The 22,395-nt window shown below is 71.5% G+C and carries 23 protein-coding genes; 10 read left to right on the forward strand and 13 right to left on the reverse strand.

Features of this window, described 5'->3' with window-relative positions; genetic code table 11:
- Positions 1 to 27 precede the first annotated feature (27 nt).
- From Q9S36_RS26605 to Q9S36_RS26615, 3 genes are read left to right on the forward strand one after another with little or no spacing between them, the layout of a single operon-like run.
- Positions 28 to 831, forward strand: coding sequence for a cytochrome c (locus Q9S36_RS26605; protein ID WP_311287849.1), 804 nt, complete (start codon positions 28 to 30; stop codon positions 829 to 831).
- Positions 828 to 1,958, forward strand: coding sequence for a Rieske 2Fe-2S domain-containing protein (locus Q9S36_RS26610; RefSeq protein WP_311287850.1), 1,131 nt, complete (start codon positions 828 to 830; stop codon positions 1,956 to 1,958). The genes Q9S36_RS26605 and Q9S36_RS26610 overlap by 4 nt, the downstream gene beginning before the upstream one ends.
- Positions 1,955 to 3,721, forward strand: a complete 1,767-nt coding sequence (locus Q9S36_RS26615) for a ubiquinol-cytochrome c reductase cytochrome b subunit (RefSeq protein WP_311287851.1) — start codon at positions 1,955 to 1,957, stop codon at positions 3,719 to 3,721. Before Q9S36_RS26610 ends, Q9S36_RS26615 begins: the two co-directional genes overlap by 4 nt.
- A 326-nt stretch (positions 3,722 to 4,047) precedes the next feature.
- Here Q9S36_RS26615 and Q9S36_RS26620 read toward each other — a convergent pair whose 3' ends face one another.
- From Q9S36_RS26620 to coxB, 5 genes are all read right to left on the reverse strand, one after another.
- The gene (locus tag Q9S36_RS26620; RefSeq protein ID WP_311287852.1) at positions 4,048 to 5,034 is read right to left on the reverse strand and encodes a hypothetical protein; all 987 of its coding nucleotides are present in this window, start codon (positions 5,032 to 5,034) and stop codon (positions 4,048 to 4,050) included.
- A gap of 249 nt (positions 5,035 to 5,283) precedes the next feature.
- Entirely contained in the window at positions 5,284 to 6,516 is a 1,233-nt protein-coding gene (locus Q9S36_RS26625; protein WP_311287853.1) for an Ig-like domain-containing protein, read from the reverse strand.
- Positions 6,517 to 6,603: 87 nt separating this feature from the next.
- A complete protein-coding gene (locus Q9S36_RS26630) occupies positions 6,604 to 7,002 on the reverse strand; it encodes a cytochrome c oxidase subunit 4 (protein ID WP_311287854.1) in 399 nt (132 codons plus the stop codon).
- Entirely contained in the window at positions 6,999 to 8,774 is a 1,776-nt protein-coding gene (gene ctaD, locus Q9S36_RS26635; protein ID WP_311287855.1) for a cytochrome c oxidase subunit I, read from the reverse strand. Before ctaD ends, Q9S36_RS26630 begins: the two co-directional genes overlap by 4 nt.
- Positions 8,771 to 9,688, reverse strand: a complete 918-nt coding sequence (gene coxB, locus Q9S36_RS26640; protein WP_311287856.1) for a cytochrome c oxidase subunit II — start codon at positions 9,686 to 9,688, stop codon at positions 8,771 to 8,773. Before coxB ends, ctaD begins: the two co-directional genes overlap by 4 nt.
- Before the next feature lie 151 nt (positions 9,689 to 9,839).
- Between coxB and Q9S36_RS26645 the strand changes: the two genes are divergently transcribed.
- Positions 9,840 to 10,967: an aminotransferase class V-fold PLP-dependent enzyme gene (locus Q9S36_RS26645; protein WP_311287857.1), complete on the forward strand. Its 1,128-nt coding sequence runs from the start codon at positions 9,840 to 9,842 to the stop codon at positions 10,965 to 10,967.
- A complete protein-coding gene (locus Q9S36_RS26650) occupies positions 10,964 to 11,215 on the forward strand; it encodes a sulfurtransferase TusA family protein (RefSeq protein WP_311287858.1) in 252 nt (83 codons plus the stop codon). The genes Q9S36_RS26645 and Q9S36_RS26650 overlap by 4 nt, the downstream gene beginning before the upstream one ends.
- A gap of 28 nt (positions 11,216 to 11,243) precedes the next feature.
- On the opposite strand, the gene Q9S36_RS26655 is transcribed toward Q9S36_RS26650, so the two are convergent.
- A complete protein-coding gene (locus Q9S36_RS26655) occupies positions 11,244 to 12,230 on the reverse strand; it encodes a carbohydrate kinase family protein (RefSeq protein WP_311287859.1) in 987 nt (328 codons plus the stop codon).
- Positions 12,231 to 12,294: 64 nt separating this feature from the next.
- On the opposite strand from Q9S36_RS26655, the gene Q9S36_RS26660 reads away from it, so the two are divergent.
- The gene (locus Q9S36_RS26660) at positions 12,295 to 12,561 is read left to right on the forward strand and encodes a hypothetical protein (RefSeq protein WP_311287860.1); all 267 of its coding nucleotides are present in this window, start codon (positions 12,295 to 12,297) and stop codon (positions 12,559 to 12,561) included.
- 68 nt (positions 12,562 to 12,629) lie between these two features.
- Here Q9S36_RS26660 and erpA read toward each other — a convergent pair whose 3' ends face one another.
- The 4 genes from erpA to Q9S36_RS26680 form a co-directional block, all read right to left on the reverse strand.
- Positions 12,630 to 12,989: an iron-sulfur cluster insertion protein ErpA gene (gene erpA / locus Q9S36_RS26665; protein ID WP_090971856.1), complete on the reverse strand. Its 360-nt coding sequence runs from the start codon at positions 12,987 to 12,989 to the stop codon at positions 12,630 to 12,632.
- A 302-nt stretch (positions 12,990 to 13,291) separates the two neighbouring features.
- Positions 13,292 to 13,516, reverse strand: a complete 225-nt coding sequence (locus tag Q9S36_RS26670) for a hypothetical protein (protein ID WP_311287861.1) — start codon at positions 13,514 to 13,516, stop codon at positions 13,292 to 13,294.
- Positions 13,517 to 13,535: 19 nt separating this feature from the next.
- Complete coding sequence (locus Q9S36_RS26675) at positions 13,536 to 14,252, reverse strand: hypothetical protein (protein ID WP_311287862.1); 717 nt, start codon at positions 14,250 to 14,252, stop codon at positions 13,536 to 13,538.
- 195 nt (positions 14,253 to 14,447) lie between these two features.
- Positions 14,448 to 15,530, reverse strand: a complete 1,083-nt coding sequence (locus Q9S36_RS26680) for a glycerate kinase (protein ID WP_311287863.1) — start codon at positions 15,528 to 15,530, stop codon at positions 14,448 to 14,450.
- Positions 15,531 to 15,652: 122 nt separating this feature from the next.
- On the opposite strand from Q9S36_RS26680, the gene Q9S36_RS26685 reads away from it, so the two are divergent.
- Together Q9S36_RS26685 and Q9S36_RS26690 are read left to right on the forward strand one after the other, a co-directional pair.
- Entirely contained in the window at positions 15,653 to 16,072 is a 420-nt protein-coding gene (locus Q9S36_RS26685) for an SRPBCC domain-containing protein (RefSeq protein WP_311287864.1), read from the forward strand.
- Positions 16,069 to 16,953 carry a GNAT family N-acetyltransferase gene (locus tag Q9S36_RS26690; protein ID WP_311287865.1) on the forward strand — a complete coding sequence of 295 codons (885 nt, stop codon included), beginning with the start codon at positions 16,069 to 16,071 and terminating at the stop codon, positions 16,951 to 16,953. Before Q9S36_RS26685 ends, Q9S36_RS26690 begins: the two co-directional genes overlap by 4 nt.
- Before the next feature lie 9 nt (positions 16,954 to 16,962).
- Here Q9S36_RS26690 and Q9S36_RS26695 read toward each other — a convergent pair whose 3' ends face one another.
- Positions 16,963 to 18,204 carry a sugar phosphate nucleotidyltransferase gene (locus Q9S36_RS26695; RefSeq protein ID WP_311287866.1) on the reverse strand — a complete coding sequence of 414 codons (1,242 nt, stop codon included), beginning with the start codon at positions 18,202 to 18,204 and terminating at the stop codon, positions 16,963 to 16,965.
- 48 nt (positions 18,205 to 18,252) lie between these two features.
- On the opposite strand from Q9S36_RS26695, the gene nadA reads away from it, so the two are divergent.
- Together nadA and Q9S36_RS26705 are read left to right on the forward strand one after the other, a co-directional pair.
- On the forward strand, positions 18,253 to 19,440 hold the full coding sequence (gene nadA, locus Q9S36_RS26700; protein ID WP_311287867.1) for a quinolinate synthase NadA: 1,188 nt from the start codon (positions 18,253 to 18,255) through the stop codon (positions 19,438 to 19,440).
- 14 nt (positions 19,441 to 19,454) lie between these two features.
- Positions 19,455 to 20,648, forward strand: a complete 1,194-nt coding sequence (locus Q9S36_RS26705) for a winged helix DNA-binding domain-containing protein (RefSeq protein ID WP_311287868.1) — start codon at positions 19,455 to 19,457, stop codon at positions 20,646 to 20,648.
- Here Q9S36_RS26705 and Q9S36_RS26710 read toward each other — a convergent pair.
- Together Q9S36_RS26710 and Q9S36_RS26715 are read right to left on the reverse strand one after the other, a co-directional pair.
- Entirely contained in the window at positions 20,645 to 21,817 is a 1,173-nt protein-coding gene (locus Q9S36_RS26710) for a GAF domain-containing sensor histidine kinase (RefSeq protein WP_311287869.1), read from the reverse strand. The two genes, Q9S36_RS26705 and Q9S36_RS26710, sit on opposite strands and share 4 nt — an antisense overlap.
- A complete protein-coding gene (locus Q9S36_RS26715) occupies positions 21,814 to 22,386 on the reverse strand; it encodes a PspA-associated protein PspAB (protein ID WP_311287870.1) in 573 nt (190 codons plus the stop codon). Before Q9S36_RS26715 ends, Q9S36_RS26710 begins: the two co-directional genes overlap by 4 nt.
- Positions 22,387 to 22,395 lie beyond the last annotated feature (9 nt).

The raw sequence follows: 22,395 nt of genomic DNA on the forward strand, positions 1-22,395 counted from the left end.
CGTCGGGGACCTCTCGCGGGTCTCGTCGTGCTCCTGCTGGGACTGCTGATCAGCGGCTCCCTCTACACGGCCCTGGCCCCGGCGCAGGCGGACAGCCAGCCGAGCGAGACCGAGCAGGTCGCCCAGGGCAAGGAGCTGTTCCTCGCCAGCTGCGCGTTCTGCCACGGCAAGAACGGTGAGGGCATCCCCACCGTGCGCGAGGGCTACCAGATCGGTCCGTCCCTGGTCGGCGTCGGCGCCGCCGCGGTCGACTTCCAGGTCGGCACCGGTCGCATGCCGATGGCGAGCCCGGGTGCCCAGGCGCCCCGCAAGCCCGTCGTGTTCAACGACGAGGAGATCGCCGCCCTGTCGGCGTACGTCGCCTCGCTGGGCCCCGGCCCGGCCATCCCCAACGAGTCCGACTACTCCATCGAGGGCCTGTCCGAGGAGGAGCGCGAGGAGGCGATCTCCCGCGGCGGTCAGATCTTCCTCACCAACTGCACGGCCTGCCACAACTTCAACGGTCGTGGCGGCGCCATGCCCCGCGGCGGCTACGCCCCGAGCCTGCACGGCGTCGAGGGCAAGTACATCTACGAGGCCCTGCTGACCGGGCCGCAGCAGATGCCCAACTTCAGCAACGGCAACCTCTCCCCCGAGGAGAAGCGCGACGTCATCGCCTACCTCGACAGCATCCAGGACACCCCCGAGTACGCCGGCTTCACGCTCGGTGGCCTCGGCCCCGTCTCCGAGGGCATGTTCGCGTGGCTCGTCGGCATCGGTGGGCTCGTCGGCGCGGCGGTGTGGATCGCCTCGCACACGACCCGGAGCAAGAAGAGCAAGGTGAACGCGTGAACGACGACAACCGGCCCATGAACGCGCCCGACGGCACGCCGCTGCCGCACGGCGCGAACGAGCCCTCGGCCGCGGGGTCCCCCGACTCCCACGTGCCCGCCCACCGCCAGGCCGAGCCGATCCCCGACCCGGGCCTCCCGGCCCACACCTGGCGCCCCACCGACGTCGACCCCAAGGCCGAGAAGCGCGCCGAGAGGCAGGTCGCGGCGATGTTCGTGGCCGCGATGATCAGCGCGGTCCTCTTCGTCGTCGCCTACTTCACCCTCGAGGTCGGCGACAACTGGGACACCTTCGCCGGGATGGGCGCCTCCACGGTGGCGCTCGGCGTCACGCTGGGCGTCAGCCTGCTGCTGATCGGCATCGCGATCATCCACCTCGCCCGCAAGCTGATGGCCGACGTGGAGATCATCGAGATGCGCCACCCGGCGGCCTCGCCCGCCGAGGACCGCGAGGCGACCGTCCAGGCCCTCAACGACGGGCTCGACGAGGCCGGCATCGGCCGCCGTCCGCTCGTGCGCAACACCATGATCGGCGCCGTCGGCGTCCTCGGCCTGCCGGCCGTGGTCCTGCTGCGCGACCTCGCCCCCGGTGACGCGCTCGACGTCGACAAGCTGGCGCACACGATCTGGGAGCCCGGCATGCGCCTGGTGCGCGACGTCGTCGGCACCCCGATCCTCGCCAGCGAGATCGAGATGGGCGACCTCATCAACGCCGCCCCCGAGGCCATGTTCCCGACGGAGGAGAACGGGTACCCCGAGCTCCACGGTGCCGAGGAGCAGGCCGAGAAGGCCAAGGGCGCGATCATCATCGTGCGCATGAACCCCGACGACATCATCCCGGCCAAGGGTCGGGAGAAGTGGACCGTCGACGGCATCATCTGCTACTCGAAGATCTGCACCCACGTCGGGTGCCCGATCTCCCTCTACGAGCGCACCACCCACCACGTGCTGTGCCCGTGCCACCAGTCGACCTTCGACCTGGCCGACCACGCCAAGGTCGTCTTCGGCCCGGCTGCCCGCCCCCTTCCCCAGCTGCCCATCGCGGTGGACGACGAGGGCTACCTGGTCGCGCAGAGCGACTTCACCGAGCCCATCGGGGCGAGCTTTTGGGAGCGTGAGAAGCTGTGAGCACGGACTCCAGGATCGACACCAGCAAGGTCGCGACCAGCAACGGCACGACCGCTGCCACCGCGTCCAAGCCCGGCCCGGCCGGCTCGCTGGCCACCTGGGCCGACGACCGGCTCGGACTGGCCACGGCGATGAAGAAGAACCTGCGCAAGGTCTTCCCCGACCACTGGTCGTTCATGCTCGGCGAGATCGCGCTGTGGAGCTTCGTGGTGCTCCTGCTCACCGGCGTGTTCCTGACGCTGTGGTTCAACCCGTCGATGGGCCACGTCACCTACGAGGGCTCCTACGACCAGCTCCGCGGCGTCGGCATGTCGGAGTCGATGGCGTCCACGCTGCACATCTCCTTCGACGTGCGCGGCGGCCTGCTGATGCGCCAGATGCACCACTGGGCCGCGATGATCTTCATCGCCTCGATGATGGTGCACCTGCTGCGCGTGGCCTTCACCGGCGCCTACCGCAAGCCGCGTGAGCTCAACTGGGTCATCGGCTGCCTGCTGCTGCTGCTGGGCACCCTCGAGGGCTTCACCGGCTACTCGCTCCCCGACGACCTGCTGTCCGGCACCGGCGTCCGCGCCGCGGACGGCTTCCTGAAGGCCACGCCGGTCGCGGGCACCTACATGTCGCTCCTGCTCTTCGGCGGCGAGTTCCCGGGCGAGTCGATCATCCCGCGGCTCTACATCGTGCACGTGCTGCTGATCCCGGGCATCCTGCTCGCGCTCATCGCCGCCCACATGCTGCTGCTCGTCTACCACAAGCACACGCAGTGGCCCGGCCCCGGCCGGACGGAGCAGAACGTCGTCGGCTACCCGATGCTCCCCGTGTACGCCGCCAAGGCCGGTGGCTTCTTCTTCATGGTCTTCGGCGTCATCGCCCTCATGGGCGGCCTGCTGTCGATCAACCCGGTGTGGAAGTTCGGGCCCTACGACCCGACCAAGGTCACCGCCGGCTCCCAGCCCGACTGGTACATGGGCTGGCCCGACGGCCTGCTGCGCATCATCCCGACCGGCTGGGAGACGGTGATCTTCGGCTACACGATCTCGTGGAACGTGCTGATCCCGATCCTGCTCGTGCCGCCGCTGATGCTGACCATCCTGATCCTGCTGCCCTTCCTGGAGGGCTGGATCACCGGCGACAAGCGCGACCACCACCTGCTCCAGCGTCCGCGCAACGCGCCCACGCGCACCGCGGTCATGGTCGCCCTGATGACCTTCTACGGCCTCGCCTGGGCGGCCGGTGGCAACGACATCATCGCCATCAAGCTGCACGCCAGCATCAACCAGATCACCTACTTCATGCGCGTCGCGATCTTCCTCGGCCCGCTCCTGGCGTTCTGGATCACGCGTCGCTGGTGCATCTCGCTGCAGCGCCACGACAACGAGAAGCTGCTCCATGGCTTCGAGACGGGCATCATCACCCGTTCCCCCGAGGGCCAGTACGCCGAGCGGCACCTGCCGATCAACCCGAAGACCGCCTACACGCTCACCGCGCGTGACCGTGACGAGGTCTTCACCGGCACCGGCGACACGGACGCCGCCGGCGTGGCCGCACCCAACAGCCGCTCGGAGCGGCTGCGGGCCCGGCTGTCGCGCTGGATGTACGCCCACAACGTGCAGAAGCCCACGGCGGCCGAGCTCGAGGAGGCGCACCACCACGCCGCGCACGAGGCGGAGCTCGCAGCTGGGCTCGACCACCCGGTCGACGGGCACCAGTTCGACGACCACCGCCTGCGCGACACCGACGACGTGCCGCTGCGCGACCACTGAGCACCACGTCCGCCTGACGAGGGCCCGCCGGGATCACCCCGGCGGGCCCTCGTCGCGTTCGGCTCGCGCTCGAAGGTGGCGGCACACGACATCCCCGGGCCGAAGGTGGCGGCACACGACATCCCCGGGCCGAAGGTGGCGGCACACGACATCCCCGGGCCGAAGGTGGCGGCACACGACATCCCCGGGCCGAAGGTGGCGGCACACGACATGCTTGGGCGCGCTCGACCTGTCGTGTGCCGCCAGGGTCAGCCGTCCCATGCGGTGTGCCGCCACCGTGGGGGCGGATCCGGCGGGGCGCCGGGACGCCCGCCCCCAGCCGGACGTCAGGCGGCGTCGCCCGACCCACCCCCGGCGCGACGGCGGACCGGCAGCACGGGCACGACGCGGTCGAGGAAGTCCGCCTGCCCCGACGGCATGAACAGCGAGCGGCGCAGCTGGTCGTGCCACACGCGGATCCGGCTCGGGTCGTGTGGTCTGCCGATGGACCGATCGGCGTCCTGAAGGATGGTGATACCGCGGTGGAGGACGTCTCCCGCGGTGTAGCCACGGCGGACATGCCCCGCGCGCTCGATCGCTCGGTCGCGTCGCCGGTCCCTCACTCGTCGCGGCGCCGCCTCGTGCTCGTCGCCGTCGAACTCCGGGAGAGCGTTCGTACCGACGATCCGGAGGTCGGCGCGTGCGACCTCAACGCCCGCCTGGTCCAGCACGGCGTACTGGGACTCCACCTCGATCCCGCACAGCACGTGGAGCAGGCGCAGGAGCGTCTCGTACGGCGACTCGGATCGTTCGTCGGCGAGCGCCAGCGCTCGCGACAGCGCAACCGCACCGGGACGGCGAGGGCCGATGACTGCCCTGATCTGGTCCACGTCACAGTCCCCCTGGTGCAGGGCACAGTCGATGAGGACCACCAGGTCGAGCAGACCGATCCACCTCGCGCACGCCAACAGGGTCTCCGGTGCCGATGCGCATCGCAGCCCGGCGAGCTGCTCTCGCGCCACCTCGCGGGTGTGCCGGCTCGTGCGCACACCGGCGCGCATCGGTCGGGGGTCGTCGACCTGGAGGGCCATGAACACAGGCGTGCCCAGAGGCACGGGAGGCAGCCACCAGCCCCTCAACGCGGCGCTCGTGAGCGCGGTGAAGCAGCCGGCGCCCGTCATCAGGAGCTGCCACGCCTGCAGCTGGGCGCACAGATCGTCCCCCAGGTCGGCGCGCCGGTGGACGCCGTACGACTCGCGGACGTAAGCCCGGAGGCGCGGCTGCCCACGCAGGGCCGGTGCAGTCGGACGGTCGTCGGGAGCTCGGCGAGTCATGCGAGCGACTGTGCAGCGCGACGAGGACCGCCACCAGCGCCATGCCCCCTACCTGTGGAGGGAGGTCGAGCCCGCATCGTTGTGGACAGATGCCTTCCCCGCCGACCACCCGTGGAAGGTGGCGGCGCACGACACCGCACTCACGTCCATGGCGGCAGACGACACCACCGACGGCCAGAACGATGTCGTGTGCCGCCACCTGTCTGGGGCCGATGTCGTGTGCCGCCACTGTCGTGGCGGCCAGCTGCCTCAGGAGAGGGCGGAGCCCTGCTTCCACGCGGCCGGGGAGAGGTTCCAGTCGCCGTAGCCGTTCTCGAGGGTCATCCGGCGGTCCGTGCCGGTGTACTCGACCACGTCACCGCGGCGGCTCATGGCGTAGAGCCAGCCGGCGTCGGCGGTCGACATGCCCGTGCAACCGTGCGAGACGTTGGCGTAGCCCTGGGAGCCGACGGACCACGGGGCGGCGTGGATGAACTCGCCGGAGTAGGTGACCCGCATCGCCCACTGGACGTCGTCGATGTCGTAGGCCTCGGGACTGTTGCGGTTGATGCCGACGGTCTCGGAGTTCATCCGCTTCTGGTCGAACTTCTCCATGATCACCTTGGTGCCCGAGCGGGTGGTGAAGCCGGGCTTGCCGGTGGTGATCGGGAGGGTGCGTAGCAGCTCGCCGTTGGAGAAGACCTGCATCTGGTGGGTCTGCGCGTTGACCTTGTAGACGTGGGCGTCGCCGACGTGGAAGGACACCCGGCGGTCCTCCTGGCCGTAGATGCCGTTGCCGGCAGGCAGGCTGTTGATCTCGAGGTCGACGTCGACGTCCGTGCCGGCCTGCCAGTACCTCGCCGGGCGGTAGTGCGCCTCGTGGTCGCTCAGCCAGTACCAGGAGCCCTTCTGCCGCGGGCTGCTGGTGACGCGCATGTGCTTCTCGAACAGCGCCTTGTCGGTCACCGGCACGTCGAAGGTGACGACGACCGGCATGCCGACGCCGACGGTCTCGCCGTCGAGCGGGGCGACGGCGGCATAGGTCTGCTCGTCGAGGGAGAGGTCCACGGTGCGGAAGGTGCGCGTACGCTCCACGCTGCTGCCGTCGGAACGCTCGGCGCTCGCCGTGATCGTGTACTCCGTGCCCGGTTCGAGGCCCGCGGACGACGACCAGGAGCCGTCCCGCACGGCGCCCGGGAGCTCACCGGCCGCAGACGTCACCGTCACGCTGCCGAGCGTGCCGCCGGTCGCGCTCACGGTCACCGGGGCGTCGATCGGAACGGCGCGGGCGTCGCGGAAGCTCGTGGTCAGCCGCACCGGCTCAGGCGCGGGCGACTCCGACGCGGCGCCGCCGGCAGCGGGCGCGTCGGACGACGGCGAGCCGCCTCCGGCGGAGGAGCAGCCGGCGAGCCCGGCGACCATCAGCAGGGCGGCAGCGGCAGCCGTACGACGGCGGGCCCGGCGCCCGGACGTGGACACGGGCAGGGACGCACGAGGACGCATGCGGCGAGACCCCCTGGAACAGCACGAGACGGACGAACCCCTCCAGCGTACGGCGTGGAGGGGGTCATCCGAATTCGACGCGGGCGCTCAGTGCGCGTGCTCACCCCGGTAGTACTCGAAGACGAAGCCGCACAGGACGACGGCGCCCAGCGTGAAGCCGATGATCACCAGCCACCAGGCCGCGAGGGCCGTGCCGTAGACGATGACGCCCAGCGCGGCGGCGCACCACAGCGGCCACCAGGAGTAGGGCGGGAAGAAGCCCAGCTCGCCCGCGCCCTCGGCGATCTCGCCCTCCTTGCGGTCCTCGGGCCGCGGGTCCATGCGCGAGGCGTGGAAGCCGAGGTAGAGGGTGACCATGCCGGTCAGCAACGCGGTCATCACGAGCGCGGAGGTGCCGGTGGGGTCCTCGGCGAGGAACCAGTAGGCGGGCGCCACCACCGCGACGAAGACGGTGGTGATCCCGAAGATCCAGGCCTCGGCCTTCATCGGTTCTCCTCCTCGGTCGGGGTGGTCGTGTCGGCACGGTCGCGCAGCATCTCCTCGCGACCCGACACCTCGGGGGCGTCGGCGAGGTCACCGTTGCGCTCGGCCGGGTGCTCGCTCAGCTCACGCAGCGCCACCTCGGGGTGGTGCAGGTCGAAGGCAGGCGACTCGGAGCGGATCCGGGGCAGCGTGAGGAAGTTGTGGCGCGGCGGCGGGCTGCTGGTGGCCCACTCCAGGGAGCGGCCCCAGCCCCACGGGTCGTCCACCTCGACCATCGGCGCCTTGGCGGAGACGTAGACGTTGTAGAAGAACGGCAGCATCGACGCACCGAGCAGGAACGAGCCCACGGTGGAGATCTGGTTGAGCGTGGTGAAGCCGTCGGCCGGGAGGTAGTCGGCGTAGCGACGCGGCATGCCCTCGACACCCAGCCAGTGCTGGACGAGGAAGGTGGTGTGGAAGCCGACGAAGAGCAGCCAGAAGTGCACCTTGCCGAGGCGCTCGTCGAGCATCCGGCCGGTCATCTTCGGCCACCAGAAGTAGAAGCCGGCGAACATCGCGAACACCACGGTGCCGAAGACGACGTAGTGGAAGTGCGCGACCACGAAGTAGGAGTCCGAGACGTGGAAGTCCAGCGGCGGGCTGGCCAGGATGACGCCGGTGAGGCCACCGAACAGGAAGGTGGTGAGGAAGCCGATCGACCACAGCATGGGGGTGTCGAAGGACAGGCTGCCGCCCCACATCGTGCCGATCCAGTTGAAGAACTTCACGCCCGTGGGCACCGCGATCAGGAAGGTCATGCCGGAGAAGAACGGCAGGTCCACCGCACCGGTGACGAACATGTGGTGGGCCCACACGGCCACCGAGAGCATCGCGATGCCGAGCGTCGCGGCCACCAGGCCGACGTAGCCGAAGATCGGCTTGCGGCTGAAGACCGGGAGGATCTCGGAGATGATGCCGAAGAACGGCAGCGCGATGATGTAGACCTCGGGGTGGCCGAAGAACCAGAACAGGTGCTGCCACAGGATCGGCCCGCCGTGCGACGGGTCGAACACGTGGGCACCGAGGATGCGGTCGGCCTCCAGCGAGAGCAGCGCGCCCGCCAGGATCGGGAAGACCATGATCACGAGCATCGAGGTGATCAGGGTGTTCCAGACGAAGATCGGCATCCGGAACATGGTCATGCCGGGGGCACGCATGCAGATGATCGTGGTGATGAAGTTGACGCCACCGAGGATCGAGCCGAGACCGGCCATCCAGAGGCCCATGATCCAGAGGTCACCGCCCACGCCGGGGCTGCGGACCGCGTCGGAGAGCGGCGTGTAGGCGAACCAGCCGAAGTCGGCGGCGCCCTGCGGGGTCAGGAAGCCCGAGGCCGCGATCAGGCCGCCGAACAGGAACAGCCAGTAGCTGAACATGTTGAGGCGCGGGAACGCCACGTCGGGCGCACCGATCTGCAGCGGCATGATCACGTTGGCGAAGCCGAAGAACAGCGGCGTCGCGAACAGCAGCAGCATGATCGTGCCGTGCATCGTGAACAGCTGGTTGTAGAGCTGCTCGTTGACGACCTGCTGGCCGGGGTAGGCCAGCTCCGCGCGGATCAGCATCGCCATCAGGCCCGCGGCGAGGAACCACGCGAACGAGGTGACGAGGTACATCTTGCCGATGAGCTTGTGGTCCGTGGTGGTGAGCAGGCGGACCGCCTGCTGGCCGAGCGTCTTGCGCCCCTGCGGAGCGGCCGGGGCGGCGTGCGGGGCGGCGGAGGTGGGGGCGCTCACTCCTGGCTCCCTTCCTGGGACTGGTCTTCGGCCAGTCCGGTCTGAGTCGTGGAGTTGGACCCGCCGAGGACGGGCGAGTCGGCCGTCTGGCCTGCCTCGGCGAGGTCGGCGAGGTAGGCGTCGTACTCGGCCTGGCTGACGACCTTGACGTTGAACAGCATCCGGGAGTGGTAGACGCCGCAGAGCTCGTAGCACTTGCCGGCGTAGTCGCCCTCGACGGTCGGGGTGACCTGGAGCCGGTTCACGCGTCCGGGGATGACGTCCATCTTGACCAGGAAGGCCGGGACGCCGAAGTCGTGGATCACGTCGGGCGAGTGCAGGTTGAACTGGATCCGCTGGTCGACGGGCAGCACCAGCGTCGGGATCTCGTTGCCGTCGCCGGAGGTGTAGACGTACTCCTGGTAGGCGTACTCGTCGTCCTCGGGGTTCGCGCCCGGGTCCTGCTCACCGACGCCGTAGTTGAAGGTCCACGACCACTGCTGGCCCATCACCTCGACGGTCATGTCGGGGTTGTCCTCGAGCTTCACGACCTCGTCCTGCACGCGGACGGTGTGGAAGAAGAACACGACGCACATCAGCACCGGGGCGATCGTGTAGAAGACCTCGAGCGGGAGGTTGTAGCGCGTCTGGCGCGGGACCTCGTCGTCGCTGCGACGGCGGAACCTCACCACGGCGTAGAAGATCAGGCCCCAGACGATGACGCCGGTGACCATGGCGGCCACCCAGGCCCACTTCCACAGCTCGTAGGTGTAGGGACCCTGCGCGCTGGCACGGTCGGGCATCGCCAGGTTGCGGATCTGGTGCTCGTCGGCGTCGGAACACCCGGCCAGCACCAGCATCGTCACGCCCAGCAGCGCGACCCTCAGGATGCGCCGCGCCGGCGCGCCTGAAAGCTTGGGGACTTGCAGACCCACTGACGAGCCTCTCTCTCGGTCCTTTTCGACGGATAGAGAGTATCCCCATCGGGCCCGGCCATGCGGGGCAGGGTCGGGTGTCGGCCGATCTCGCCCGGTGAGCGTCCCTCGCCCGCCGCGCAGTGCGCCGTGCGTGGCATAAGTTGCGGGTGTGACCGGTCCCGCGGCCCGAGAGGGCGACCTCGACAGCGCGTCGTCCTCGCCCCTGCACCCGGCGGCCCGCGAGGTCCTGCTCGCGGCCCTCGACCGAGGGTACGCCGACCCGCGCCGGCTGCACCGTCCCGGGCGCGAGGCCCGGCTGCTGCTCGACAACGCCCGCGAGGCCACGGCCGACGCCCTGGGCGTCCGACCGGACGAGGTGACGTTCACGCCCAGCGGCACGCACGCGGTCCACCTCGGCCTGCTCGGCCTGGTGCGGGGCTCGCGCCGCGGCGACGTCGTGGTCCACTCGGCGATCGAGCACTCGGCGGTGCGGCACGCCGTGGCGTGGGGCGCCCGGGCCGCCGAGGTGGGCGTGGGGGCCGACGGGCGGGTGCGCGTCGGCGACCTCGCGCAGGCCGCCACCGGACCCGACGTCGCCGTCGTCGCCCTGCAGTCCGCCAACCACGAGGTCGGCACGGTCCAGGACGTCGGCGACGTCGACCTGCCGGGCGACGTGCCGCTGTTCACCGACGCCTGCGCCTCGATGGGACGCCTGCCCCTGCCCGACGGCTGGGCCGCCGCCGCGGGGTCCGCGCACAAGTGGGGCGGGCCTGCCGGCGTCGGGGTGCTGCTGGTCCGCAAGCGGGCGCGGTGGCGCAACCCGTTCCCCGGCGACGACCGGGTCGACGAGCGCTCGACGGGCTTCGAGAACGTCCCGGCGGTCCTCGCCGCGGCCGCCGCGCTGCAAGCCGTGGTGGCCGAGCGCGAGGAGGTCAACGCTCGCCAGCACGCCCTCGTCGACGTCGTACGCCACCGGGTGGCCATGGAGGTCCCCGACGTCGAGGTCGTGGGCGACCCCGACCGGCGGCTCCCCCACCTGGTGACCTTCTCCTGCCTCTACGTCGACGGCGAGGCGCTCGTCACCGAGCTCGACCGCCGCGGGTTCGGCATCGCCAGCGGCTCGGCATGCACGGCCTCGACGCTCACGCCGAGCCACGTGCTGGAGGCGATGGGCGTGCTCACCCACGGCAACGTGCGGCTCTCCCTCCAGCGCGGCACCACGCGCGCCGACGTGGACGCCTTCTGCGACGTCCTGCCCGGCCTGGTCGCCGAGATCCGGGCGCGGGTGGGCCTGTGACCCCCGACCGCCCGTACGACGTCGCGCTCGAGCTCGACTGCCGCGACCTGCCCTGCCCGATGCCGGTCATCGAGCTCGCCCGCCACCTCGCCGAGGTCGAGGTCGGCAGCCTGCTCGCCGTCGTCGCGCGCGACCCCGCGGCAGCGGTCGACGTACCTGCCTGGTGCCGGATGAAGGGCCAGGACCACGTCGGCACCGACACCGCAGCCGACGGAGCGCCGCGCTACGTCGTGCGGCGCCGCAGCTGATGTCGCTGCCCGGCTGACCGGGTCTCGATCAGGGCCGGATCGTCCTGAGGTGCGGCTCGAGGTCGGCGACGGCCTCGGCGCCGTAGGTCTCCTCGCAGCGGGCGAGGAAGGCGCTGCGGGAGATCTCGTACTCCTGGGTGCCGACCTGCTCGACGACGTAGACGGCCAGCAGGCAGCCGAGCTGGGCTGCGCGGACGTGGTCGAGGCCCCAGCTGAGCGCGGCGAGGAAGCCGGCGCGGAACGCGTCGCCGACGCCGGTCGGCTCGACCTTCTCGATCTCGGGGACCGCCGGCACCACGACCGACTCCTCCCCCGAGCGGTCGATGCGCACGCCGGCGGGGCCGAGGGTGACGACCCAGGTGCCGACCCGGGAGAGGATCTCCTCGGCGGTCCAGCCGGTCTTCTGCGTGATCAGGCTGGCCTCGTACTCGTTGGAGAACAGGATCTCCGCACCGTCGATCAGCGGGCGGATCAGGTCGCCGTCGCCGAAGGCGAGCTGCTGCGACGGGTCGGCGAGGAAGCGGTAGCCGCGCTGGCGGCACTCCTCGGTGTGCCGCAGCATGCCCTGCGGGTCGTCGGGGCCGATGATGACGTAGTCGGGCTGCCCGACGCGGTCGACGATCGGCTTGAGCTCGATCTCGCGCGACTCGCTCATCGCGCCGGCGTAGAAGCTCGCGATCTGGGCGTGCGCGCTGTCGTTGGTGCACACGAAGCGGGCGGTGTGCTTGGTCTCCGAGACGTGCACGGAGTCGCAGTCGACGTTGTGGCGCTCGAGCCAGGAGCGGTACTCGGCGAAGTCCTCCCCCACCGCCCCGACGAGGACCGGGCGCAGGCCCAGGTTGCCCAAGCCGAAGCAGATGTTCGCCGCGCACCCGCCGCGTCGTACCTCGAGCTCCTCGACCAGGAAGGACACCGACAGCTTGTCGAGCTGGTCCACGACCAGGCTGTCGGCGAACTTGCCCGGGAAGGACATCAGGTGGTCGGTCGCGATGGATCCGGCAACAAGGAGGGACACGACGCGAAACACTACCTTCCGGTACGCCTCGGGATACCCCGCAGTAGCCAATAACGTCGTCGTCATGACGACTTCATCGGGCGGTGGCACCCGCCCCGCGCACCTGGTCCACGACGAGCTCGCGACCCCCGCCGAGATGGCCGCCGACTGCCAGGAGACCGGCCGCAACCTCCGCCTCGAGGCCCACCTCGAGCGCGCGGCGAGGGCCGCCGTCACCACCCCGCCGAGCCTGGCTTTCGAGGACTACCCCGCCGAGGTCGCCAAGCGCGAGATCCGGATCTCCGAGGCCGCCGCCCGACTGGCCGGCGCGCTGCACCTGCACCTGGACTGATCGCACACCTCGGACCCCGAGCACGACGAAGGCCCCCGCCACTGGCGGGGGCCTTCGTGCGTGTCAGCTCAGTGGAAGCTGTCGCCGCAGGCGCAGGAGCCGGTGGCGTTGGGGTTGTCGATGGTGAAGCCCTGCTTCTCGATGGTGTCGACGAAGTCGATCTCCGCACCGTTGAGGTAGGGGACGCTCATCCGGTCGACCACGACGGTCACGCCGTCGAAGTCGGTGGTCACGTCGCCGTCGAGGGTCCGCTCGTCGAAGAAGAGCTGGTAGCGCAGGCCCGAGCAGCCACCCGGCTGGACGGAGATGCGCAGGGCCAGGTCGTCGCGGCCCTCCTGCTCGAGGAGGCTCTTGACCTTGCCCGCCGCGACGGCGGAGAGGTTGATCTGGTCGGTACGGCGCTCGGTGGTCTCGACCTGCTCGGTCATCTCATCACTCCAGAAGTCTCGGGGCACTGCTGTCTCCAATGGTCGCACACCACGGGTTATTCCCCAGCCGTGTGGCCGCGATCGCCCCTCCGCCGGCTCGGGGTGGCGGCACATCGCATCCCACGACCCACTCCAGCTGCGATCTGCCGCCACCCCCACCAGACCCATCCTCGGGGTGGCGGCACGTCGCACCCCACGACCCACTCCAGCTGCGATCTGCCGCCACCCCCACCAGACCGATCCGACGGGGTGGCGGCACATCGCACCGCACGACCCACTCCAGCCGCGATCTGCCGCCACCCTCAGGCGTGACGCCGGCGGGGTGGCGACACCGGCACGCGCCGGAGGAACGCCGCCCGGCCCGCAGGCGTGAAGAGGGAGTCGCGCAGCAGGTCGTGCCACGCGCGGATCCGGGTCGGGGCGTGCGGTCGGCCGATCGAGCGGTCAGCGTCCTCCAGGACCGAGACGGCCCGGTGGATCACGTCGCCTGCGGTGTAGCCCCGGCGTACGAAACCCTGCCTGTCCACCCGTCGATCGCGACGGCGGTCACGGACCCTGCGTGGAGCCTTCTCGTGCTCGTCCCCGTCGTACTCGTACAGCGCCGTCGTGCCGACGAGCCAGAGGTCGGCCTCCGCGACGACGACCCCGTCTGGGTCCATCAGCGTCCACTGGGGCCTCGACCTCGATGTCGCACACGACGTGGAGCAGGCGGAGCAACGTCTCCCACAGCGACTCGGCCCTGGCATCCACCATGGTGAGGGCCGCACGAAGGCGACGGCTGCCCGGCCGCGGCGAGGCGGCGATCTCCTCGAGCTCGTCGAACGTCACGAGCTCGAGGTGGAGGGCCGCGTCCGCCATGGCCACGAGGTCGACCAGCCCCACCCAGCGTCCTGCCGCGGCCAGCGCCTCCGGCACGCGGGCGACACGGAGGCCGCGCACCTCGACGTACGCCACGGGCCGGATGTGCCGGCTCGTGTGCACCCCGTCGCGCATGGGGCGAGGATCGTCCTTCGCGAGGGCCATGAAGACAGGGCACCGGTCCGGAAGGGGCGGCAACGGCACGCCCAAAACCTCGAGCGCAGTCAGCCCCGTGAAGCACCCGACGTCCGTCATGAGCAGCTGCCAGCCGCACAGGTCGTCCTCGTCCCAGAAGGGGGGATGCTCAGGTGCCGACGGGGAGCCTGTCGGCCGGTGCACGCCGTACGTCACCGACACCCACGACGTTCCGCGTCGGTGTCCCCGCAGGGCTCGAAGGTCTGCCACGTGCACGAGCGTGGGTCGGGTGGGGGAAGCCCTCCAGCACGCCCAGCGCTCCTTGTGGACAGGTACGAGGCCGGCCGGGCTGGGGACGGCTCGCGGGCCGTGCGGGGTGGCGGCACATCGCGGCGCCAGCCCCCGACCACACGCGATCTGCCGCCACCCCCGGGCGGGGACACGCGCACCGGGCGCGGAGGGCGCTCAGCGGGACCAGGTGCGCGCGACCCGGGCGGCGAGGTCGGCGAGGGCGTCGGCGGGGGCGCTGAGGGCGCGGTCCTCCCCCACCAGCTCGACGAGGGAGTACGCCGACTCGATGCCGAGGGCGCGCATCTCCCGCGACCCGACGAGCACCTGCCCCGCGAGGGCGATGCAGGGGCGGAGGGCCTCGGCGGCGACGGCAGCCACGCCGTAGGGCACCTTGCCGGCGCGGCTGGAGAAGTCGAAGGCACCCTCGCCCGTGACCACGAGGTCCGCGGCGCGGGCACGTCGGGCGAGGGACACGGCGTCGGTGACCAGGCCGATGCCGGGCTCGCGGGTGGCGCCGAGGGCGAGGAGCGCGAAGCCGATGCCTCCGGCGGCGCCGGCACCCTTCTCCAGCGACGTACGCCGGTCGGTGGCGACCGCGAAGGCCTCGAGCCAGCCGTCGACTGCGGCGATCCGGTCCTCGTCGACGCCCTTCTGCGGGCCGAACGTCTTGGTCGCCCCGAACAGGCCGGTCAGCGGGTTGTCGACGTCACTGGCCGCCACCAGGGTCACCCCGTCGAGGCGCGCCCGGGCCGGGGCGAGGTCGACGGTAGTCACCGTCGCCAGCGGCGCCGCACCGCCGTCGAGCACACCGTCCGAGGTCGCGCCGAGCGCGTCGAGGACGCCGGCGCCGCCGTCGTTCGTGCCGGTGCCGCCCAGCCCGACCACCACGGTCGTCGCGCCGCCGGAGGCCGCAGCGAGCACGAGCTCGCCGACCCCGCGGCTCGTCGCCGTCTCGACCGGGCCGGAGACCAGGTGCAGGCCCGCGGCCTGCGCGCTCTCGACGTACGCCGTCTCCCCCACTCGCAACACCACCGCGGGCACCGGGCCACCGTGCGGCCCGGAGACCGTGACGGCCGACAGCTCACCACCCAGCGCGGCGTGCAGCACGTCCACGAAACCGGGGCCACCGTCGGCCATCGGCGCGAGGTCGAGCTCGTCGTCCGGGGCGTGGCGACGCCAGCCGGTGGCGATGGCGTGGGCGGCCTCCACGGCCGTGAGGGTCCCGGCGAACTTGTCCGGGGCGATCAGCACGCGCATGGCGACCATCCTTGCAGTGGTGCCATCGGGCATGCTTCTCGCATGAGCGAGCGCAGCGAGCGAGTCATCCAACACAGCGTCTCAGGTGCCTCATGCGCGCACGGAGCGAAGCGAGTACGTGCATGAGCCTTGCACCGATCGTCGCGGAGATCACGGTCCCGGTGAAACCCGCCCAGGCGTTCGTCGGGTTCACGGCCCAGATGGGCGAGTGGTGGGACCCGATGCTGAGCCCCGACCCGCCCACCTACAGCAGCATCGCGATCGACCCCAACGGGCCGGTCGAGACCGTCCACGACGACGACCAGCGCTACACCTGGGGCAACGTCACGACCTGGGACCCGCTGGGGCACCTGGTCATGGACTTCTGGCTCGGGCACGACCAGACCGAGCCGACCACGCTCGACGTGCGCTTCACCGACGAGGGCGACGGCACCCGCGTCCACCTCGAGCACGGCGGCTGGTCCGACGGCTCGGAGCACGTGCGCGCCACCTACACGCACTGGCCCGACCTGCTCGCCCGGTACGCCTCGCACGTGTCGTGACCCTGCTCGTCCGCCCGATGCGCGAGGGCGACCTCGAGCCCTTCGCGGAGATCACCGCCACCAGCTACCACGAGGTGGACACCCGGACCTACCAACGGGCCTGGCCGGACCCCGTACGCCGTCCTCCGGCCCGCAACGGTGCCTGGATCGCCCGCACCCGTGCCGCGCTGCGGACCGACGCAGCCGGCTGCTGGGTCGCCGAGGTCGACGGCCGGGTCGTGGGCGGCGCGGTCTCCCGGGTCCGCGAGCTGATGTGGATCCTGGCGTCCTTCGCCGTGCTGCCCGAGCACCAGGGCCGCGGCATCGGCACCCAGCTGCTCGCGGCGAGCCTGCACCACGGGCGCGGGTGCCTGCGAGGCATGTTCTCCGCGAGCGCCGATCCCGGTGCCGTGCGCCGCTACCGGCTGGCCGGCTTCGACCTCCACCCCCAGATGATGCTCACCGGCGTGGTCGACCGCAGCGCGATCCCGGTGGTGGAACGGGTCCGCGAGGGCGCGGCCGCCGACATCGACCTGATGGACTCGGTCGACCGACGCACCCGCGGCGCCGCGCACCTCTCCGACCACGAGCTCCTGCTCGACCAGTTCCGGCTGGTCGTCGTGGACCACACGACCGGCTCGGGCTACGCCTACATCGACGGCGACGGCTCGCCCACGCTGGTGGCGGCCACCAACCGGCGTACGGCCGCGGCCCTGCTGTGGGAGGCGCTCGCGTCGTCGGCTCCGGGCGCGCAGGTCTCGGTCCACCACGTCACCGCCGCCAACGCGTGGGCGCTCGACGTCGGGCTGGAGGCAAGGCTGTCGATCCACCAGTACGGCTACCTGTGCGTGCGCCGGATGAAGCCGCCTGCGCCCTACATCCACCACGGCTCGCTGCTGTAGCCGGACGGGTCAGGCGTCGGACCCCGGCTCGAGCCGCGAACCCGCGGCGACGTCGGCTCGGATCCGCGAGTCCCGCCCGACGAGTACGACGTCCTCGTCCCGCGCGAGCCGCCCGGCGGGCTCACCGCCGACCCGCGCCCGCTCGCCGACCACGCAGCGCTCGTCGAGGACGGTCGTGCGGACCACGGCCCCAGCGCGGATCACGCAGTCCTCCATCACGACGCTGTCGTGCACCTCGGCGCCCTTCTCCACCACGACGCCCGGGCCGAGGACGCTGCCGACCACGGTCCCGCTCACGTCCGCTCCCGGGGAGAGCAGGGAGTCGCGGCACTCCCCCGCGGCGCGCACGCGCGCGGCGGGCCGGTCGGGCCAGTGCGAGATGACCGGCCGACCGGGGTGGTCGAAGACGTCGACCCTGCCGGCGAGAAGGTCGCGGTGGGACTGGAGGTAGAGGCCGGGCTGGCCGACGTCGCGCCAGTAGCCCGTCAGCGGGACCGCGACCACCTTCCCGCGGTCCACCAGGCGCGGAAGGAGGTGCTCGCCGAAGTCCCCGATGCCGCTGTCGCCGTCCTGGGCGTCCTCCTCGTCCTGCTCCCCGACGAGCTCGGCGCGCAGCTCGTGGAGGGTCTCGAGGAGCACGGCCGTGTCGTAGACGAAGATCTCCGTCGCCACCGTGCCCGTCGAGGGCCGCGACGGCTTGTGCTCGACCGCGGTCACCGTGCCGCCGCGGCCGGTGACCACCACGACGTTGTCGGAGGCGTCCTTCTTGGTCACCTCGCTGGTGAGGACCGTGGCCGCCCGGCCCGCGGCGACGTGCTCCTCCACCACCGGGGCGAGGTCCATGTTGAAGACGTGGTCGGCACTGCACACCACGAGCGTGGGGGCGGCGAAGGCCTCGAGGTCGGCCGACATCCGCAGCAGCAGGTCGCCGTTGCCGTGGGCGAACCCGCTCTCGGTCGCCGGTCCCGTGCCGGTCTGCGGGACGATGCGGCGGAAGCCGCCGCGGTTGCGGTCCAGGCTCCACGGCCGGCCGCCGGAGAGGTACTCGTCGATCGAGGTGACCTGGTACTCCAGGGACACCCACACGTCGGAGAGGTCCGCGTGCACGAGCCCGGACAGCGCGAAGTCGATGAGCCGGTGGACGCCGCCGTAGGGCAGTGCGGGCTTGGCGCGCTCGCGGGTGAGCACGTCCATGCGGGAGCCCTGCCCGCCCGCTTGCACCAGGGCCAGGACCTCACCGCGTCGCGTCATGACCGACAGGGTGCCATGGCCACGGTGATGTCAGCCTCGCCTCCTAGGATGGTGTCCATGAGCCTTGTCGACCTGCCGCTGCTCCCGCTCGGCAAGGGCCGCGACCTCGACGCCGAGCGTGGCGTCGAGTGCCCCGGCGACCTGCCTGCGGCATCCGACCCGTCGCTGGTCGAGCGTGCCCGCGCGGCCAAGGAGGCCCTCGGCGGCCGGGTGTTCGTGCTCGGCCACCACTACCAGCGCGACGAGGTGATCCAGTTCGCCGACGTCACCGGCGACTCCTTCAAGCTGGCGCGCGACGCCGCCGCGCGTCCCGACGCCGAGTTCATCGTCTTCTGCGGCGTCCACTTCATGGCCGAGTCGGCCGACATCCTCACCTCCCCCGCCCAGCAGGTCGTGCTGCCCGACCTCGCCGCCGGGTGCTCCATGGCCGACATGGCCCGGCTGCGGCAGGTCGAGGACGCCTGGGACGCGATGGCCGACGCCGGCATCCAGGACAGCGTCGTGCCGGTGACCTACATGAACTCCAGCGCCGACATCAAGGCGTTCTGCGGCCGCAACGGCGGGGTGGTCTGCACGTCCTCCAACGCCGACGTCGCGCTCGAGTGGGCGTTCGCGCAGAAGGGTGACGCCGACGCCAAGGTCCTCTTCCTCCCCGACCAGCACCTCGGTCGCAACACCGCCGTGCTCCAGATGGGCATGTCGCTCGACGACTGCGTCGTGTGGGACCCGCTCCAGCCCGGTGGCGGCCTCACGGCGGAGGAGCTCCAGCGCGCCCGGATGATCCTCTGGAAGGGCCACTGCTCGGTGCACGGACGCTTCTCCGAGGACGTCGTCGACGAGCTGCGCGCCGCGCACCCCGGCATCAGGGTGCTGGTCCACCCCGAGTGCAAGCACGAGGTCGTGCTCAAGGCCGACCTGGTCGGCTCGACCGAGTTCATCATCAAGACCATCGAGGCGGCCGAGCCCGGCACCGTCTGGGCCATCGGCACCGAGCTCAACCTGGTCAAGCGGCTCGCCGACGCCCACCCCGACAAGACGATCGTGTTCCTCGACCGCAACGTCTGCTACTGCTCGACGATGAACCGCATCGACCTGCCCCACCTCGTCTGGGCCCTGGAGAACCTCGTCGCCGGCGAGGTCGTCAACCAGATCACCGTCGACCCGGAGACCGAGGCCGACGCGCTGCTGGCCCTGCAACGGATGCTCGACCTGCCCGGCAAGTCCCACCGCGACTGACCCGGCCGCGCGAGATGGGGACGGCACTGCGGCGCGTCAGCGACTCGGAGCGGCGCAGCCGGATCGCCGTACGCCACTGCCTGGCGCCGCCGCACCGCAAGGACGACGTCGGCACGGTCACGTGGGCGATGACCGCCCTGCACGCGACCGAGGCGGCGACCGTCCACCTCGCGCTCGCCGCGCGCACGGAGGGGCTGACGCCCGAGGCGATCGACGCCGAGCTCTACGACGTGCGCATGGTCGTCAAGCAGCTGGCCATGCGGCGCACGCTCTTCGTCTTCCCGCGCGAGCTGCTCCCGGCGGCGTGGGGCAGCGCCGCCGCCCGGGTCGCGACCTCCGAGCGCAAGCGGATCGCCAAGGCCATCGCCGGGGCCGGCATCGCCCCTGACGGCGACGCCTGGCTCGACGCCGCGCGAGAGGCAGTGCTCGCCCGCCTAGCCGCCGGACCGGCCACGACGACGCAGCTGCGCGCGGAGGTGCCGGAGCTCGCCGGGATGATCGGCGGTGACACGGACAAGACGTGGGACCGACCGGTCCCGGTGGCGCCGTGGGTCCTGACGCACCTCGGCCTCGAGGGGAAGGTCCTCCGCGGCCGCAACGCCGGGCACTGGCGGCTGAACAAGCCGACGTGGACCACCGCCGAGGACTGGCTCGGCGTCGTGCCCGAGCCCCTCGGCGAGGCCGACGGGTACGCCGCCCTCGTCCGCTCGTGGCTGACCACCTTCGGTCCGGGCACGGCCGCGGACATCCAGTGGTGGCTCGGGTCGACCAAGACCGCGGTCACCCGGGCGCTGGCGGACGTCGACGCCGTCCAGGTCGCGCTCGACGACGGCTCCGTCGGGTGGCTGCTGCCCGAGGACGCCGAGGACGCCGGGCCGGTGGAGCCCTGGGCCGCGCTGCTGCCGACCCTCGACCCGACCGTCATGGGGTGGAAGCAGCGCGGGTTCTACCTCGACCCCGCGCACGTGCCCTACCTCTTCGACACCAACGGCAACGCCGGCACCACGGCCTGGTGGGACGGTCGGGTCGTGGGCTGCTGGGTGCAGGACGACGAGGGCGTCGTCCGGCTGTCCCTCCTCGAGGACGTCGAGCCGGCCGGTCGCGACGCCCTGGAGCGCGAGGCGCGCCGGCTCACCGACTGGCTCGACGGCACCGTCGTCGGCCACGTCTACGCCTCGCAGCAGATGAAGCTGGCCAGGCTGCCCTAGTCGACGTCGACGGCCGGCAGCGCGAACCAGAAGACGGAGCCGCCGCCCTCACGCGGCTCCACGCCCATCGTGCCGCCGTGGGCCTCGACGACCCGGCGGCACGTCGCCAGGCCGAGGCCCGAGCCCTCCACGGTCTTGTCCAGGCGGGCCAGGGGCGCGAACACCCGCTCGCGCTTGTCGTCGGGAATGCCGCGCCCGCGGTCGCGCACCTCGACCCGGTGGCGACCGTCGACCCGCTGGCTGCCGACCTCGACGTCGGGCTGCTCCCCCACGACCGTGAACTTCGCAGCGTTGTCGATCAGGTTCATCAGCACGGACCGCAGCTGCGTTGCGTCGCCGTGCACCACCGGCAGCGGGCCGACACGGACCTGCGAACGGTCGATCCGGCCCGCGAGGTCGTCCAGCGCGGCCTCGACCTCGGTCGCCAGGTCGACGCGCTCGTCTCCCGGTGGGTCTCCCTGCGAGGCGAACTCGAGGAGCGTGCTGATCATGTCGTTCGTCCGGTCGACGCCCCGGCGGGCGCGCGCCACCGTCTCGACCTGGTAGTCGTCGGTGACCTCCAGCTCGAGCGCCTCGAGGGACAGCGAGATGGCGGTCAGCGGGTTCTTCAGGTCGTGGCTGACCTGACCGGCGAAGTTCGCCAGTCGCTCGTTGGAGGTGCTCAGTCGGGCGTTGGCCTCGCCGAGCCGGCGAGACGTCAGGTCGAGCTCCAGCACGTCGACCACGCGGTCGGCGAGCAGCGCCAGCCCGCGCGCCGCCTCCTCGGTCACCGGGTGGGCCTCGCTGTCGAACACGCACAGTGTGCCGATGACGACGCCTTCGGGCGTGCGCAACGGGTGGGAGCCGTAGTACTTCACCTCCGCGATCTCACCGGTCGTCCACGGGTTGTCGGCGAAGCGCGGGTCCCGGCCGGCGTCGTCGAGCATGATCGGCCGACCCGACTCCACCACCTGCCGGCACATCGAGTCGTCGCACGGCGTCGTCCGGCCCTCGAAGCCCGTCGTGGCCACCTGGTGCTGCTGCCTGCTGCTGAGCAGGTTGACGGCGGCGTACGGCACGCCCGCCACGTGGGCTGCGAGGTCCACCAGCGCGACGAGCTCGCGTCGCGGTGGCCCCTCGACGACGTCGTACGCGGCCAACGCGCGGTCGCGCTCCGCCCCCGCGCTCACAGCCCGGGCGCCTTCCAGACGGCCAGCCAGCGCTGGGTGTCGGGCTCCATCGGCAGCTCCTTGTCCAAGAGGTCGCGCACGGACAGCTCGAGCAGCGTGTCGCGGGACTGCTCGCCCGTGGGTGCGAAGGGGTAGAACGTGCCCTGCTTGTAGAGGTAGGTCAGCCCGAACGCCTGCCCGGCGGCGTTGCGGAAGGGCACCATCGAGCAGAGCAGGCCGGACGCGAAGCCGTTGAGCTCGAGGGTGGTGTTGACGGCGTGGAGGTCGGTGCACAGGCCGGCCATGTCGTCCCTGTCCCCGGTGACCACCAACCAGGTGAAGCCGAAGTCGTCCTGGCTGACGCTGACCTCGGGCGCCTCCGCGTCGTCGCGGATCAAGGCCACCACGTCGTCCTGGGCCTGGGCGAACGCGGCGCCTGCGGCGGAGCGGTAGCAGACCGAGCCGGAGCCCGTCGGCTCGAACCCCAGCGCCGTTTGCAGCGTGACCGCCGCGCTCGGCACGTGGAAGAGCGCGTCGAGGTTGTTGCGCTTGGGCTGCGTCCGCGCGCGCATCGCCTCCCAGAGCCCCATCGCCTGCCC

Source organism: Microbacterium sp. ARD31 (assembly GCF_031844425.1).

Coding starts and splice junctions, on each gene's coding strand:
- Q9S36_RS26620 (WP_311287852.1), bottom strand. CDS start 5,034: ATGACTCGCCGAGCTCCCGACGACCGTCCGACTGCACCGGCCCTGCGT.
- Q9S36_RS26625 (WP_311287853.1), bottom strand. CDS start 6,516: ATGCGTCCTCGTGCGTCCCTGCCCGTGTCCACGTCCGGGCGCCGGGCC.
- Q9S36_RS26630 (WP_311287854.1), bottom strand. CDS start 7,002: ATGAAGGCCGAGGCCTGGATCTTCGGGATCACCACCGTCTTCGTCGCG.
- Q9S36_RS26660 (WP_311287860.1), top strand. CDS start 12,295: ATGACGACTTCATCGGGCGGTGGCACCCGCCCCGCGCACCTGGTCCAC.
- erpA (WP_090971856.1), bottom strand. CDS start 12,989: ATGACCGAGCAGGTCGAGACCACCGAGCGCCGTACCGACCAGATCAAC.
- Q9S36_RS26680 (WP_311287863.1), bottom strand. CDS start 15,530: ATGCGCGTGCTGATCGCCCCGGACAAGTTCGCCGGGACCCTCACGGCC.
- Q9S36_RS26685 (WP_311287864.1), top strand. CDS start 15,653: ATGAGCCTTGCACCGATCGTCGCGGAGATCACGGTCCCGGTGAAACCC.
- Q9S36_RS26695 (WP_311287866.1), bottom strand. CDS start 18,204: ATGACGCGACGCGGTGAGGTCCTGGCCCTGGTGCAAGCGGGCGGGCAG.
- nadA (WP_311287867.1), top strand. CDS start 18,253: ATGGTGTCCATGAGCCTTGTCGACCTGCCGCTGCTCCCGCTCGGCAAG.
- Q9S36_RS26705 (WP_311287868.1), top strand. CDS start 19,455: ATGGGGACGGCACTGCGGCGCGTCAGCGACTCGGAGCGGCGCAGCCGG.
- Q9S36_RS26715 (WP_311287870.1), bottom strand. CDS start 22,386: ATGGGGCTCTGGGAGGCGATGCGCGCGCGGACGCAGCCCAAGCGCAAC.